This is a genomic window from Photobacterium sp. OFAV2-7 (assembly GCF_022347985.1).
Classification (GTDB): domain Bacteria; phylum Pseudomonadota; class Gammaproteobacteria; order Enterobacterales; family Vibrionaceae; genus Photobacterium.
Genome location: NZ_JAKRFQ010000006.1, coordinates 1 through 16110 on the forward strand (window position 1 = coordinate 1; position 16110 = coordinate 16110).

Genomic DNA, 16110 nt, shown 5'->3' on the forward strand with positions numbered 1-16110 from the left:
TAGTTAAGGATATTCGCTCCTACACCAATGAAGCCTGGATTCTTAACTACACCAATCCGGCCGCTATTGTTGCAGAAGCACTGAACCGTGAATTTCCAAATGATAAGCGCATTCTGAACATCTGTGATATGCCAGCAGCCATAATGGTGAGCTATGCCCAGATCTTGGGTTGTGAGTTCTGGGACTTGATTCCTGAGTACTTTGGTTTGAACCACTACGGATGGTTCACCAAAATTCGTAACAAACAGGGGCAAGATCTGACAGACGAAATTAAAAACATCATTCTTGACCAAGGCATTACAGCGATAGACCCGGAAATTGCAGATGATCCATCCTGGCAGGCAACCTTCCGGAATATGCGAATGCTGCTGCAGGATAACCCTGAGTATCTGCCGAACACCTATCTTCAGTATTACCTATATCCAGAGACGATGGTGGCAAAAGAAGATATCAGCAATACCCGTGCCCGCCAGGTAATTAACGGTCGCGAAAAACGTGTCTTTGAACTGAACCAGCGCATTATTGATTCAGGTACCACAGCAAATGAAACTCTTCACGCCGATATTCATGGGCGCTATATGGTTCGTGTCGCAGCTTCTCTAGCATACAACGTGGGGGACACCTATTTGGTCATCGTGCCGAATAATGGCGTTATCGCCAACCTGCAGGATGATGCCATGGTTGAAGTACCGTGTGTTCTGACAAATGACGGCCCTCAGCCATTCGCTGTCGGCAAGATCCCGACCTTTCAGAAAGCGATGATCGAGAGCCAGCTTGGCTATGAAAAGCTGGTTGTTGATGCCTGGTATGAAGGAAGCAGGCAGAAGCTTATTAACGCCTTAACCCTGAATCGTACTGTGGTGAATGTTCCAACTGCGAAAGTTATCGTCGATGAAGTCCTGGAAGAAAACAGAGACTACCTGCCTCAGTTCTTTAACTAAATGAAATAAAAAAGGACCTGCATCAAGCAGGCTCTATGGCGTACCAATATAGAGGTTCCTATGAAAGACGTGATACAAAGGTTCGGGGCGGCCATGTTTGTCCCCGTACTGCTCTTCCCTGCCGCGGGTATGTTGCTCGGGTTTACGGTGATGCTGCTAAATAAGGATTTGTTTCCATGGGCTGTTCCTGGCTCCACCTGGCACAGTGTATCTACAATTCTGTTGCAATCTTCTTTGGCAGTGTTTAAAAACATGTCGCTGATCTTTGCCATTGGCCTGCCGATTGCCCTGGCAAAAATGGCGTCGGGCAGAGCTGTGTTAGCTACTCTGGTGTCATATATCACTTTTAACTATGTCATTGGCGGCATCCTGCAGTTTTGGGGGGCAGATCTGGGTGTAAACTACGTTGCCGGAGAGCGTGGTCTAACCGATATTGGCGGCATCCTGACACTGGATACCAACCTGCTGGGTGCAATCATCATTGCCGGTATCTCAGTTTGGGTTCACAATCGTTACTTCGAACGCAAACTGCCAAACTGGGCAGCTGTATTTGGTGGCACCCCACTGGTTGTTATCATAAGCTTCCCAATTATGATCGTACTGGCAATCGTCACCTGTTTCTTCTGGCCAAGCATTCAGGATGGCATCAATAACCTTCAGACATTTTTGGTTAACGCCGGTTCTGTTGGCGTATGGCTGTTTACGCTTCTGGAAAGGCTGCTTATTCCAACCGGTCTTCACCACTTCGTATACGGTCCCGTATTCTACGGTCCGGTTGCCGTTGACGGCGGTACTGTGGCTTACTGGATTCAGCATATTCAAGAATTTGCAGCCAGTGGCGCTCCTCTGACTGAGCAGTTCCCGCAAGGTGGCCTAATGCTTACAGGTATGGGAAAGGTATTTGGCTGCACAGGTATTGCCATGGCTCTTTACTCAACTGCTAAAAAGGAAAACAAAAAGATGGTGATGGGGCTCGTTCTGGGGGCTGCGTTGACCGCAATCCTGACGGGTATTACAGAACCTATCGAATTTACTTTCCTGTTTATTGCACCTGCACTGTTTGCACTGCATGCTCTGCTCTCCGCTACGATGGCAACTCTGGCCTATACGATGGGTATATCCGGAAATTTTCAGACGGGCCTTATCGACTTTGTGTTCCAGAACTGGTTGCCACTGGGAGCAAACCATATGGGCACTTATGTAATCCAGATAGTCATTGGTCTTTCATTTACGGCCATCTACTTCTTCCTGTTCAGAACGCTTATTCTGAAATACAACATTATGACTCCAGGACGCGATAACTCTGAAGCTAAGCTGTATACCAAAGCGGATTATAAAGCATCTAAATCAGATACAGCAGATAACGCACCGGCTATCGATTCCTCACAAGCGGTAGCTTTTATAGAAGGGCTAGGAGGCAGCGGAAACATCGAACTACTGACTAACTGTGCCACCCGGTTGCGGATCAAGGTAAAAGATCCTGACCAGGTTAAGCCGACGGCCTACTTCCAGCAGAAGGGAGCAGTAAATGTAGTAAGAAACGGCGACAGCTTCCAAATCATTGTTGGCCTGACAGTACCGCAAGTCAAGGAAGAAATGGCTCAAGTGCTTCAAACATATTATTGATTGGTACCTAATAGACGGAAATAGCCCCACCAAATTGGTGGGGTTATCGTTACTCGAATTTGCCTTGGGCATTAGCTAATATATGGCAAAAATAGTAAATAGCTTGTGAATGAGTATTTACTCTGTCACGAAATGGGGCAAAGGAGAGTCAGAGCAGATCACCCTGACTCGACACTGGACAAAAGTTTGCCAGTGTCTTTTCTAAATTATCAACTGATGAATTAATACAAGTATCGCAAACCCTAAACGACCACCGCTTCTAGCGATAGTCGCCTTGCGCGGAAATGGGCAGTTCCGTTCATTGCACTCCAGGTTCGCAGGGTTGCTTAAGTGCTTATTAACACCCCGGAACCGCATATTTTGCCGGTGTCATCAGATCCAATTTATGCAGTTGCTATCGGGATGAAGCTTTCGTCCTGTGCAAAATGCGCACAAGTGATGTTCGGGCGAACCGGTTTTTTGTTCCGAGCACATACCTATAATCCTCTTAAATGGCTAACAGAGGCAACTAGCAATTGTGAGCTCTGGTAATTCTATTTTCCCGCAAGAAATACTTGCTTATACAAAGAGTGATTTATGAACGAAAAAACATTGATTGTGTTCTTCAACCTGAAAGAGCATGTGACTGATAGCGATTATCTTCAGTGGGCTAAAGAGAGCGATTTACCTACAGTGAATAGCCTTGAAAGCGTGAAGTCATATCAAAAACCATCCAGGTAATTAGCGAGTGAAATGATATATTTTAGAGAGATTCTTCTTATGAGCCTGAAAACAAAAGAATTTTTTAATGTTTTAGCTGTGATTTTCCCACTAACACTAATTATCCCACCAATGCTAATCCCGGCTTTAAATCACTTCACCATTGCTCCGGGATCAGCAATCGGAACTCTCTTGATTGATGTCGTGATTATCGGGTTGGCTGTTTTTATATTTCTACCGGCACTGGAAAAGATAACCCGTACGATATTCTCCCATTAAGTTTAAGACCACTTAAGATTCGGTATCCCAGTAACATGGGCTACCGAATTTGCCTGAGTAAAAATCAATTACAGCCCTTACCTTAGGCGCAAGTTTATCCGTATCCAGATACAGTGCGGCGATTTCCTGAACATCTAATGTTGTGGAAGATTCAAACTGCGACAGAACGGATTCAAGCGTGCCATCCCTTAAATGCTTGCCAATTAGCCATGTAGGAAACAAAACGATACCACTACCATTCAGAGCGCCTTCTACCAGTGTATCTGCATTATTGCTGTATAAGTTTCCTTTTACGTCATATGGCCTTTTGCTTCCGTTTTTACCTATAAACCATCTTTGCAGGCCATTGGTTCCTTTGAATACCAGGCAATTGTGATGAAGCAGCTCTTCCGGTGACTTAGGTGTACCGAATACCTTGAGGTAAGTCGGGCTGGCTGCCATTACATAGCTCTGTTTCCCGAACCGCTTTATTCTCAGGTTTGAGTCCTGCATTACCCCTATCCTGATTAGCAGATCAATACCTTCCTTTGCAGGATCGAGATAATCATCAGATTGAATCAGTTCAATATTCACCCTTGGATACTTGCTTAGAAACTCGGATAAGTAAGGTGCAACATGAAGCCTTCCGAAGGCAACCGGCGCACTGATTCTCACCACGCCACGAGGCGTATCAGCCTTTTGTTCAATTTGCTCAGTAACCTGCTCAAACTGTGCCATGATTTCCCGGCCATATTTAGCAAACGCACTGCCTTCCTCTGTCAGTGAGATTGCCCGAGTATGGCGGTGGAATAATTTGGTACCGACTTTATCTTCAAGCTGTGACATTTTTCTGGAGACAGAAGAAGGAGTCATGTCGTTTCGTCTGGCGACCTCGGAAAAATTGCCAAACTGAATGGTTTGCAGGAAGAGTTTTATCTCAAGAAAGGTAACGTCGTAGTTCATCACTGGGTTATCCGGATATCACGTTGATTCTGAAAAAGTATAAAGTGAAAAAAGGGAGGATTGATAGCAATCTTCCCTATTTGAAGTTGTGAACGTCCTGCTCAGGTACTATTCTTCTCTGCTCCCGAGATGGATACAAATCAGAGCTAAACCTACACAGATCATGGCGGACATTCGCCAAATATTTAGGTCGATAGCCGGATTACCCAGCCAGCCAAAGGTATCAAGAAAAAGGCTCATCAGAAGCTGCCCGAATATGGTTGCCACAGTGGCAGTGGCAACCCCAACTTTAGGTACGGCGTAGACCATAGCTATCATGTAGACCACACCAAACAGAGCACCGGTCAGTTGCCACTTGGGAACAGTGAAAAGTGACTCCTGATGCACCGGCTCAAAGAAGAATATCAGAAGGCCGGTGATAACCGCCCCAACGGTAAAGGTGAGCAATGAGCTTTTGAGCACCCCGACACTTGCACCAAGCTTGCCGTTTATAGCCGCCTGACTGCTCAGAGCCATTCCAGCCCCAATCACTATCAGTAGAAACAATAACATCCTAAGCTCCGAGATAAGTAAACACGAGCGCCAGCGTAATCAGCAAGCACCCCATCAGCTTGAATGGTGATATCCTTTTTCGCGTCGCGCCATACCAGCCAAAATGATCTATAAGTATCCCTTTACTGACTTGACCGGCCAGGATACCAATCATAGTCATCGTCACACCAAGTACCGGTGTAGACAGGGTAAGTATGACCACGTAAACAGGGCCGAGTATTCCTCCGATTAACTGCCAGCGAGGCAGTTCAGACAGAGAAGTTTTGGCTGGAGCAGGAAAATAGAGGTTGAGCAGGCCGAGTAAAAGCATACCGACAGAGAAAATACTGAAGGTCGCCCATAAGTGTCCAACAACCTCACCGAGAGGCCCAAGAAGGCCCGCCTCAAAGGACAGGCCCATCCCAGACAGGATAACGAGTGGGATTATCAGGCTATTCATCTTGGATCAAACAGACTCACTGAGGTTGAATGCTCGTATGCCTTGCCATTAGGGTATGAAACCAGCTCAAGCTGCATTCCCCAGGGGGCCATAAAGTAGACCCAAGTTTCGCCCTCTGTTGGGCCGTCAGTCATAACGTTTGGCGTACCCAAAACCTCAATACCTTGCGCTTTAAGGTAACCAACAGCCGCATCCATATCTTCGACATAGAATGCCAAATGATGCCCGCCAATATCTGCATTGTTTGGTGCCGTGTTGCTGCGGCGGATGTTGTCGGCGTACTCAAAGATTTCTAAGTTGATGCTGTTAGCGTTCATTACCGCAATCTTTTTGATTGCAGCACGAGGATTCACATTCAGGTGCTCTGCCATCCAGTTGTCGTCAGAGGCGAATGGCCCAAACTCGTAAGCCAGTTCAAAGTCAAAATGCTTGATAAAGAACTCAACAGCCTCATCGATATTGGGAACGGTAAAGCCAATGTGATCAGTTTTTTTCAGTCCAGGGATAGCCACTAGATGTCACCTCTTTCATGACGAATTTTGTTCAGGGCACCCATGGTGGTTGCGCCTTTGTTAAAGCCCGTATAGATAGAGGCAAATACAATCAGTTCTTCCAACTCTTCGTATGTTGCACCTTGCTTGAGGGCCATATCTACGTGAGCACCAAACGGGTTACCCTCTCCGGTTACATTCAGTGCCATTTGGTCGATGATGATGGTCAGAAAAGCTTTCGTTTTCTGGTCGATAAGTGGCTTTCCCCAAACCTCTCCGGCAGCACGAACCGTCAGGTCACCCCACATTGGGTTAATAGATTTCAGACCGTCAATCAGAGCCTGATCATCTAAGACTGCATTTTCATATTTAGTTGTCATATTCATCCTCACTAGATTTTTACATTGCGGTGTTGATGAAGTGAATTATAAGAATGGTCAGCGGATGAAAAACCGGAGGAAATCGCTAGGACTTATGCAAATTATGCACAAATGGATATCGAGACTGGAAAGTTGGCGTGGGGTGCACCAACACCGAACCTACCAAGCTCACTTAACTTCATACTAAAACTGCCAAGTGTAACGGGTCACCTTGATGCCTTTGTTATGTTGCCTGACACTATGTCTAATACTTTATCAACCGTTTCATCTACAGATATTTCTGAGTTATCAATGATATGAGAAAAGTCAGGCTTAGCGATACCCAGATCGACCAACTCACCGATTCTGCTAACTTCCCAATCAGATAGTTCTCTTCCACCACGGTTGTTGCATAGTGAAGCCAGACCTAGAAATAACGTGATTGGAATTGCGTCAATACCTGCGCATTCAAGCAGTTCACGAACATGCAGATAATTCATTTCACTTAGCGGGTAAGCAATTACTGAGTTAATGCCTCGTAAGTCAAAGTTTATTGCCACATCAACCGCATTTTCTAAGTTCAATTCAATTGACTCTTCAAGTGGCAACCAACTGACAAAATCGCGTAGTGAATCTACTTCAATAAAAGCAAATTTTTCTCTCAAACACAGTGCTTTGCCAACTGTTGTCTTTCCTGAATTAATTGAGCCATTAAGCAAGATAACCATCAATAGAACCTCGAACATTAAATAGCAACATAACGCAAGGCACATGCGTCCGATTACACATATCCCAAATTGACCACTGTTTTTGATTTCCCTATTTGATTAATGCAGCCACAGCGCCAGTTCATGCATAAAACTGGGAGCAATTCATCAAGGGACAGTTTGCTTCTTCCTAGCGTAAGTTGTTTTCCCGCAGGCTACTTTGCCTGTAAGAAGATAAACATTACCGTTTGCCATCAATTGCAGTTCTCATTTGTTTGTTGTACAGCTAGCTCCACTGAATTAGAACACATGGAAGCGCTTTCAAAAAAAAAGCCACATTAAATGTAATGCCTTGAATTTAATGTGATTATTGTCAGGTTTTTCACAAGAAACAGATAGTTCAAAACAGACTAAGCTCTTGGCAATAGTTATGCATCTAAAGGTAAGTTTTAAATTGACTTCAAAATGAAAGAAATTGGGGGGGATTCCGCGTATCGGTGTTGTACGGTCTACCATTAGTAAAAGTCTGGCTATTTTCTGGCAGGATTTACCAGCGATCGTTGCGCAAACGCGGAAAAGGGGTAGTCATAATTCTACTGACTTGTTGCGGGGCAGCTTTTCGTAGCGGGTTGTTATTCGGTAATACTATTCCTGATTACCACTGATGCTCAGCTCTCATAAACTTCACTTTGTAGTGGCTAAAATTCGTAGCCACTACACTGTTAATATATTATTAATAGAATAGACTCGACTTATTCCTGGTCGGGGCGTAAGGCATATTTTCCTGGGCCCAATAATAAGATAGCTATTGAGGCAAATAAATATGTACCTATTCCTTCTACAGCCCAAGCACCATATTGATTTACTGAGAAAAAATCTCCTGTATGTAATAGCCCAATTACTACAATGCAAGTGCAATGATATCGAAAACTATTTGCCAATATATAGCCTTCGACTCCCTAACTACTGGTTGTGTTACCTATAGGGTGAAGGGTCTATATTTTCCTTTCCCGGACTTAATCCCCGTTCGATTGTAAGCGATTGGTTTTCGGCAAGGTTGACGATATTGACTTCTATATAGTGCTACCTGTAAAAAGCTCGTCTATCAGAACGCGAAATGATTCGTGATAAAGCTGTGAGTTGACACCGGGGGAGCTTCATAGTTACGAAAAAAAGACTATCAGTACAATTTTGATTAAACTTTCGTGGTTTAAAACAGCAATAGCCTGCCAAAGATACCTAGAATGCGTAATATCATTATGTCAAAGGTTGCTTATTAGACTATATTTGTTTTTAGTGTTTATGGCTATGTAATCGGCGAGGTTTTCTAACTATCAGTAGCCCATTATTTCATTGCAGAATGTCTTACAGCTAACTTTTCAGACGATAGTTGATATATCAATAAGTTGCATTAAGAGTAATGGTGAAAATGAATCTAGATCCGAATGTAGATGTGCAAAAAAAAGTTATTAGCAGTTTATCTGGCTTGAATATGCTTTGTCATAGTTGCTTAGTCAGTATCACTGTTATTACGCCGCTTGGTGAACAGTTACACAACAGCACCAAGTATGTGGGAGCCGATTCGTCGAATTACATACTACTCAAGTTACCCTCCTACGATTCCCATACTCTAGCAAATTATTTCCAAGTTGGTTTTGATTTGAATGTTAAAGTGGTTGCAAGACGTGGTGAGGGGGTAATTGTATGTTTCCGAACAAAAATTAAGAACATTATTTTGCAACCAATAGCATTACTAGTAATAGATATACCAAAGACAATGATACTGTATCAGCTACGTAGTGAACCTAGGTATGACGTTGATATATCAGCAGAAATAATAGGCAAAAGCAAAAGAATTCATGTGAAAATCATAGATATTTCAATTAGTGGTTGTTGCTTTGTGGCCGATATCCACGCTTCCAAACTAGAAGGTGACGAGTTATTAGAGATTAAAGTAATGGATACTAATTTCAATAATATCACCGGTCTTACAGGCAAAATTAGTAATTTTCGAGAGGAAAATAAAACTATCTCATATGGGATGATGTTTGATTCCCAAAGTAAAGTTCAGATAAAAGAGTTGCTTTCTCAATTGATATCGGATGACTCAACAAAGTTAGTTAACCAAAACACTTCCCACACAAAGTGACAATTTTACTTAGAGTTGAAATGCCGAGTTATATGGATCGCATGATGCTGTTAGCTCTAATTCTATAGGTATCAGTTATAGTGGTGGTATCGCGCCAGCTGAAGTATAAAATCGACTTAACTTACTGTCCGGAATTAGTTGACCACTACAGTCCGCTTCTGGTACTTAAGAGTCATTCCGGTACACGAGTGATCAAACTATTTTGTCCGCGCACAATCGTGTGGATTGCTCTGTGATTTTCGTTCATGAGTGGTGAGAATTTCTCCCTGCCGGCAGTTTCCGTAAAAGTTTTCCTGGTGAAGAAAAGCCCACACAGTGGTGGGCTTAAATTACTTTACAGGTGTTATGTTCACCAACCTTACTTCCTATTCACCAATTAATAGATTGAGAGTTTCGAACAACACCAAATACAGAAAACGGTGAATACTCAAATATGCGCCATTATTGGTGCATCGAGCACGCAAAAGAAAGAATCCGGTGGCTTCTTTGTGGCTGATGGACGAAACGTATATCTACGTCAAAGGCCAATGGAAATATTACTACCGAGCCGTTGATAAACATGGTGATGTGATTGATTTTCTTCAGCGTAACTTTGCGGCACAACCTTTCAGACTAGCGTCAATCTATGCTTTCGTTGCTCTATGTGAATTATGTCGGGAGTAGTCGTCATCATAATGTTGAACGAATGGTCGGTATGTTTTATGCTGTAAGTGAGGCCGGCAGGAGGAATTGATGTGAACAAAAAGCAACTAGCAGCAGAACAAATGAAAAATCGCCTTGTTGAGGCGACGATAGAAATCGTCGGAACTTTGGGTCTTGCAAAACTCACCGCAAGTGCACTAAGTAAACAAACAGGTGCGAGTAAAGGGGGGCTTTATCATCACTTTGAGAGTCTAGATGCTTTAAAGCTTGCTGCATTTCAATCTCTTGTGGATGGCTTTATATATTTGGACGAAGACGACATTCAATTTGACTCACTGGAAGATTACTTAACTTTTATAGGTGATCAAACTTTCTCCATCATGGAGCAAAGGCCTATAGAACTGAAGGCATTGATGGCATTTGTTCAGCAAGCGATGTTTGAGCCTGAGTTCAAAAAGGGGGTGAAGCATCTAACTAAAGTAAGTCTTGAACGCTATAAAGATATGGTGAGTATGCAGTTTCCATCGCTTACGGACAAACAAATATCTGCACTGGTACAGATTATGGATGCGCATTTTGGCGGCTCCATGCTGCATTGGTACTTGCTCGACGACCCCAATCAATGTCGGGAAAACTGGCGTAGCTTGTGCAAAATTATCTGCTTTAGCCTGAAAGAGGGTGGATTATGAAGCTACGTTGTATTGGCTTACTAACCGTGTTGCTCCTTACGGCATGCGATAGCGGTATCGAGTCAACTCCACCCGCCAAGGCAGAACTAAGCCCTATCCCTGTAGAAACAGTTACTATTGTCCCTACGCAAACAAAAGGGACTCTCGCGCTTTATGGGTTACTGGAACCCATGTCTTCAGTATCGATTAATGTCGATTTTTCTGCGCCCATTCAAGCTGTACTGGTAGAAGAAGGTGAAAGAGTAAATGTAGGCCAACCACTTCTTCGCTTCGATATGGCTAAGGTCGAATTAAAACAACGTCAGCTTCGGCACACATTAGAGCAAGCAGAGAGTCAGTTTGCTAAAGCTGAAAGAGATTTACGTCGCATGCAGGAGCTGAAGCTTAGCAACTCAATCTCGCAACAACAACTGGATAATGCCCAGGCAGAATTTGATTCGACTCGTTCGTCAGTTTCAGCGCTCGAAAGTGAGCTTGCTTTACTTCATAGAGACTTGGCTCGAAGGGAGATTCATAGCCCGGTAGAAGGAATGGTGAGCCATCGCAACGTAGATCCCAACGAAAGTACTGTAGCCTACACTCCGCTATTCGAGCTTGAAGTTGATGCAAGTATGAAAGTATCGGTATTTATCGGCGAAAAAATGTTGTCTTTGGTTCAGCTCGGTAATACAGCAATAGTTAAAACCGTTACTGGGGCTTCAAAAGCCAAAGTGATTTCAATTGCTTCAAATTCCGATATTACAACAGGCAATTATGAGGTTAAGTTGCTCCTTGATAATAGCCTGCGTGAATATAGGGCAGGTATGGGCGCAGAAGTAATTTTAGATACCACTCCTCTGGAAGGGCAGCTACTACTCCCAGAATCAGCTCTGGTTGTGGACAGGGGAGAACACGTGGTGTTTTTGATTAAGGACTCATTCGCGATTCGTCAACCAGTGAAACTGAAATATGGTCTAAACGAGAAGCTTCATATCGCTTCAGGTTTAAAGAGTAACGATGTTGTCGCAATTGCTGGCGCGGAGTTTTTGGTGGATGGTAGTTTGGTTGAAGTAAAGGTGAAGCATGAGTAGTCCAGAAAAGAAACCTACTAACTCAATATTGTCACTTTTTATTGAAAGGCCAAAGTTAGGCCATCTGGTCATGGTTTTAGTTGTCATTATGGGGCTGATGAGTCTGCAAGGACTGCGTTACGAAGTGGTACCAAAAATTGATATGGGTATCGTAACCGTAACAACAACCAAAGCCGGAGCTGGCCCAGAAGAGGTCGAACTTTCTATTTCAGCCCCGCTCGAAGAGGAGCTACTCAAGGTAAAAGGGGTAAAAAAAATAGTATCCCGTAGTATGGAGAATTTATCTCTGCTTACGCTAACTTTGAACTCCGACAGCGAAACCACGAAATTACTATCGGACGTTCAAAAAGCGGTCGACAGAGCGCAATCTCGGCTGCCATCCGATTTGATTGAAAAGCCACTTGTTGAAGAATTGTCCACTGATAACCTTGCCGTTGCGGAACTGCATTTGACTGGCAAGGTATCTGAATCCGTATTGCGACAACAGGCAAGGCACTGGCAACAAAAGCTCCGTTCACTTTCTGATGTCGTTGCCGTTGAACGTGTCGGATATCGTCGACCAGAGGTGAGTATTGAGCTTGACCAGAGCAAGCTTTGGCAGCTAGGAATTAGCTTTTCAGAGATTGAGCGAGCTTTTTCGATGAGAAACATCAGAGATAGCGGTGGCTCGATCGCTTCACTCGCTGGCGAAAAGAAGGTGCTAAGCATGGGACAGTTCAAAGAGCCCAGCGAAGTCGGTGAAGTCATTATCCGCAGTAGTAGCCCTGGAAACGAAGTCCGCTTAAGAGACGTTGCCCAAATTTTACCATCATTTGAGAAGTGGGATATTCAGGTGCGTACTGACGAACAGTTGGGTATCGCGTTATTGATAAAGAAAAAAAGCAGCGCTGACGAACTCAACACGATATCGAGTATTCGCCAGTTGATTGAAAGTAGTCCGGCTAATCCTGGTTTAGAGCTGAAGCTTGTTAACGATGTTTCTCGGTTTACCAATGATATGTTAGACACCTTATATAGTAATGCATTACTAGGGCTTATTTCTGTTTTCATTATTTTATGGTTGTTCCTCGGTCGACATATGGCTTTTTGGGTCAGTGTGGGCTTACCCTTTTCAATTTTATTGACATTTTGTGTAATGCTATGGCTTGGTTTGTCTGTAAACAGCCTAACTCTCATGTCCATTATTCTGGTGTTAGGGATGTTAGTAGATGATGCAATCGTCACCGGAGAGGCTATTCAGTTACGCAAAGAGCAAGGATTTAGCTCCATTAAAGCTGCAATTGCCGGTACGAGAGATATTACCGCTCCTGTATTTGTCAGTGTCTTGACGACAATGTTGGCTTTTTTTCCTATATTTTTCTTGGGTGGATTGGAAGGAAAATTTATAGCAGCAATTCCTGTTGTTGTGATGATCACGCTTTCGGCCTCATTGTTTGAGAGCAAGTTTTTGTTACCGGCACATTTAGCCCACAGTGCTTTTAAGGCTTCTCCAAGACCATGGTTAGATAAACTTCGTCACGTCTATCATCAAATTATTTTGTGGCTACTGCAAAAAAGAAAGTTTGCTACGTTGGGCATTGTGGTGATTTTTATTTCTATAGCTTTGATTAGTTGGGCATCGGTTCGATTTCAGCTTTATCCTGAAACGGCGGTGGATACTATCAATGTATCGGTAGAGTTACCAAATGGTAGTTCTTTCGATGAAACAGTCGAAAAAGTCACAGAGCTTGAGAGCTTAATCAGAATGACGGTACCCGAAAGCGATTTGCTGAACATTGTCAGTCAGATCGGACACCATGATACCGATCCCTATGGTGGCTCGTTTGGCCGCAATCAGGCCTGGGCTTTAATCACTATATATCTGAAACCTCAAAATCAGGTGCTGCAAGATCAGCGTGTCACGCTGGCTCAGGTTCAATCGTTAGCAAGCGAACAGAAAGGTTACAATTTATTGAGGGTCGAGCCATTAAAAGATACCCCTGTTATGGGTAAGCCCATTGAGCTCGAGATAATGTCTGATGGGATGGCAAAGCAGATTGTTGCTGCAGAGTTGAAAGCGTACCTTATGACACTCCCTGGTGTGACTGAGGTTTGGGACAGTAGCAAAACAGGCAAGGCCATATTGGACCTTCAATTTCTTGATCACAACCTTGCTGGTTATGAGCTTAGCGTAAAACAAGTAGCTGATGCAGTGAGAGTTGCATTAGATGGTTTGCTAATTTCTGAACAACAGTTGGCCACAGAAAGAGTTTATTATCGATTAAGGTTACCAGCAACTGAGCGAGAGCAATTAAGTGTGTTGCAAGACCTTTTCATTGTAAATGCTTCAGGCCGTCCCATTGCATTGAGTTCAATAACAAATATTGCATTGCGGCCGGGAGAAGCCGATGTAAAGCACTTCAATGGCCGTAGAACTTTAACTCTCTTTGGAGAAATCGACAGAAATATAACCGATGTTTTTCAGGTTAATAAAGCCCTTGGCGATTATATATCCGCTCAAAATTGGCATATAGAATTTCCAGATCTTGCTTTTTATCAGGGAGGGGAAATCGAGCAGCAACAGGCAAGCTATACAGAATTAGGAATTGCTTTCGCTGGATGTTTAATGATGATTCTATTGGTACTCGTAGTACTGTTTAATTCATACTCCCAACCTCTCCTTGTATTAGCTGTGATCCCTTTTTCCATTATGGGCGTACTGGCAACGTTTGCTGTTCAGGGGTTACCGCTGAGCTTCCTAGCTCTCATTGGTGTGCTTGGGTTAGTCGGCGTATTGGTTAATGACGCAGTTGTGATGATATTTACGCTGAATCAGGCTAAAAATCATAGGGAGCCTAAGTTGGTTGCAGGCTTAGCCGCAAAGCGCTTCAGACCAATTTTGATTACATCTTTGACCACTTTGGTTGGACTATTACCTACCGCATACGGATTAGGGGGCTACAATCCATTTGTCGCACCTATGGTTATGACAATGGCTTGGGGGGTGGTTTTCGGTACATTGATTTCCCTGTTTCTTTTGCCTTGCTTATTTATGTTAAATGACGATCTAAGACAATACTTCAAAGCTTTGAAGCGTCATACTGCAGAGCGCTTGTGAGGTAGGTTGGGTATTGTTTTCCGTGCCTTAAAACCAGAAAACACTACCCAATATCGTCAGCTAAGACTTGATAGTTTGCACCTTCTCTCAGAGTGTTTCTGCTCTGGGTTCGAAGAACAATTAAGCTGGCCTGTGTGGATTTACTCCGACTACATCAAGATACTGCTTGCTGTAGTAAGTCGCTGGTTCATTTCAGTTCCCCCTGCTTTTGTCATCTCAACATATGCTTGTGAACTCACTTGGTATGTGAGTTCCTCCCTGTAACTTTCATGGTTTCAGAAGGCGACATTTTGCTGTCTATTGGTGTCAATCCACATTGTCACTAATTACCGATGAACTGTCGTTTTCGGGCACTGCCTCACCGCTGAAAAGAGATTTAAATAATTAGTTAATGATGACAGCCAAGTGAGGAGTCCCCTATGACGGATGAAACCGTACAACCAGCAGATGTATCACGCAGAAAAATTCTGTTAGGCACCGCCGCCGCAGGTGTTGCGTTAGCAGGGGGTATTCCTTCTGCGATGGCAGCAAATAAATCCGCTGCCACCAGGAAAGAGTTTGATGGCAAAACTGCATTTATTACTGGTTCGGCGAGAGGTATAGGCTTCGCTTGTGCTCAGGTCCTGGCAGGAAACGGCGCCAATATCGTTCTGTTTGATATCGCTGCCCAGATTGAAACAGTGAAGTATCCACTCGCAACGGTTGATGATCTGGCAAATGCTCGGCAGCAAATAGAGTCTTTAGGCGTAAAATGCCTGGCGATTCAGGGAGACGTGCGAGACAGAAAGGCCATTGAAAATGCGGTAGCGAAAACTGTCAGTACTTTTGGTTCTCTCGACTTTGTTGTGGTCAATGCGGGTATCACTCAGGTTGGCCGCCTTGAGATGTTTGATGATGCCTCTGTAGATACGGTACTGGATGTAAACCTTGGTGGCGCAATCAAGACCATTCAAGCGGTTACTGCGCAGCTTCGTAAGCAGAAGAGGGGCCGTATTATTCTAATGTCATCTGTGACTGGTCGTGCCGGTAGTTCGGTATTCCCTGTTTATTCGGCAACAAAGTGGGGCATGATTGGCTTAGCTAAATCAACGGCACTTGCACTAGGAAAAGACAACATTACCTGCAACGCAGTATGTCCGACCATAGTCCACACCAAGCTGCTTGATAACGAATATATCTTGAAGGCGCTTATTCCTCAAAATCCAACCTGGGCAGCGATGAGTGCAGGCGCAAAACAGATGCGTCATATTTTGCCTGTGGGTGGTTATGAGCCAGTGCATATTGGCAACACAGTTCGCTTCCTGTGCAGCGCTGAGTCAGAACTTATTTCTGGTGATGTCTTTGACGTTGGCGCTGGTCTGAACGCTCAGTGGCCAGCTTAATCTATGACTTTTGCAATGGCTCTGCATGTTCGTTGAATCCAGAGCC

At 43.9% G+C, this 16110-nt stretch carries 15 protein-coding genes and 1 pseudogene; 10 read left to right on the plus strand and 6 right to left on the minus strand.

Going from position 1 to position 16110, the window contains the following annotated elements:
- The 4 genes from MHN01_RS01490 to MHN01_RS01505 form a co-directional block, all read left to right on the plus strand.
- The coding region (locus MHN01_RS01490; RefSeq protein ID WP_239409712.1) for a 6-phospho-alpha-glucosidase at positions 1–941 on the plus strand (941 nt) is incomplete at its 5' end.
- A 60-nt stretch (positions 942–1001) separates the two neighbouring features.
- Positions 1002–2567, plus strand: coding sequence for an alpha-glucoside-specific PTS transporter subunit IIBC (locus tag MHN01_RS01495; protein ID WP_239409713.1), 1566 nt, complete (start codon positions 1002–1004; stop codon positions 2565–2567).
- Between the two features lie 576 nt (positions 2568–3143).
- Positions 3144–3287, plus strand: a complete 144-nt coding sequence (locus tag MHN01_RS01500) for a hypothetical protein (RefSeq protein WP_239409714.1) — start codon at positions 3144–3146, stop codon at positions 3285–3287.
- Between the two features lie 39 nt (positions 3288–3326).
- On the plus strand, positions 3327–3545 hold the full coding sequence (locus MHN01_RS01505; protein ID WP_239409715.1) for a hypothetical protein: 219 nt from the start codon (positions 3327–3329) through the stop codon (positions 3543–3545).
- A 12-nt stretch (positions 3546–3557) separates the two neighbouring features.
- Here MHN01_RS01505 and MHN01_RS01510 read toward each other — a convergent pair whose 3' ends face one another.
- From MHN01_RS01510 to MHN01_RS01535, 6 genes are all read right to left on the minus strand, one after another.
- Positions 3558–4487, minus strand: coding sequence for a LysR family transcriptional regulator (locus MHN01_RS01510; protein WP_239409755.1), 930 nt, complete (start codon positions 4485–4487; stop codon positions 3558–3560).
- A 108-nt stretch (positions 4488–4595) separates the two neighbouring features.
- On the minus strand, positions 4596–5039 hold the full coding sequence (locus MHN01_RS01515) for a DMT family transporter (RefSeq protein ID WP_239409716.1): 444 nt from the start codon (positions 5037–5039) through the stop codon (positions 4596–4598).
- Between the two features lies 1 nt (position 5040).
- A complete protein-coding gene (locus tag MHN01_RS01520; RefSeq protein ID WP_239409717.1) occupies positions 5041–5478 on the minus strand; it encodes a DMT family transporter in 438 nt (145 codons plus the stop codon).
- Positions 5475–5990, minus strand: coding sequence for a VOC family protein (locus tag MHN01_RS01525; RefSeq protein ID WP_239409718.1), 516 nt, complete (start codon positions 5988–5990; stop codon positions 5475–5477). The genes MHN01_RS01520 and MHN01_RS01525 overlap by 4 nt, the downstream gene beginning before the upstream one ends.
- Positions 5990–6349: a carboxymuconolactone decarboxylase family protein gene (locus tag MHN01_RS01530; protein ID WP_239409719.1), complete on the minus strand. Its 360-nt coding sequence runs from the start codon at positions 6347–6349 to the stop codon at positions 5990–5992. The genes MHN01_RS01525 and MHN01_RS01530 overlap by 1 nt, the downstream gene beginning before the upstream one ends.
- A 206-nt stretch (positions 6350–6555) precedes the next feature.
- Entirely contained in the window at positions 6556–7056 is a 501-nt protein-coding gene (locus MHN01_RS01535) for a hypothetical protein (protein WP_239409720.1), read from the minus strand.
- Positions 7057–8464: 1408 nt separating this feature from the next.
- Here MHN01_RS01535 and MHN01_RS01540 point away from each other — a divergent pair.
- From MHN01_RS01540 to MHN01_RS01565, 6 genes and pseudogenes are all read left to right on the plus strand, one after another.
- The gene (locus tag MHN01_RS01540) at positions 8465–9184 is read left to right on the plus strand and encodes a PilZ domain-containing protein (RefSeq protein WP_239409721.1); all 720 of its coding nucleotides are present in this window, start codon (positions 8465–8467) and stop codon (positions 9182–9184) included.
- A gap of 423 nt (positions 9185–9607) precedes the next feature.
- Positions 9608–9763 (plus strand): annotated as a pseudogene (locus MHN01_RS01545) (DDE-type integrase/transposase/recombinase); the annotation flags it as partial.
- A 155-nt stretch (positions 9764–9918) separates the two neighbouring features.
- The gene (locus MHN01_RS01550) at positions 9919–10515 is read left to right on the plus strand and encodes a TetR/AcrR family transcriptional regulator (RefSeq protein ID WP_239409722.1); all 597 of its coding nucleotides are present in this window, start codon (positions 9919–9921) and stop codon (positions 10513–10515) included.
- Positions 10512–11585 carry an efflux RND transporter periplasmic adaptor subunit gene (locus tag MHN01_RS01555; protein ID WP_239409723.1) on the plus strand — a complete coding sequence of 358 codons (1074 nt, stop codon included), beginning with the start codon at positions 10512–10514 and terminating at the stop codon, positions 11583–11585. The genes MHN01_RS01550 and MHN01_RS01555 overlap by 4 nt, the downstream gene beginning before the upstream one ends.
- The gene (locus MHN01_RS01560; RefSeq protein WP_239409724.1) at positions 11578–14682 is read left to right on the plus strand and encodes an efflux RND transporter permease subunit; all 3105 of its coding nucleotides are present in this window, start codon (positions 11578–11580) and stop codon (positions 14680–14682) included. Before MHN01_RS01555 ends, MHN01_RS01560 begins: the two co-directional genes overlap by 8 nt.
- A 419-nt stretch (positions 14683–15101) precedes the next feature.
- A complete protein-coding gene (locus MHN01_RS01565; RefSeq protein ID WP_239409725.1) occupies positions 15102–16064 on the plus strand; it encodes an SDR family NAD(P)-dependent oxidoreductase in 963 nt (320 codons plus the stop codon).
- Positions 16065–16110: the final 46 nt, after the last annotated feature.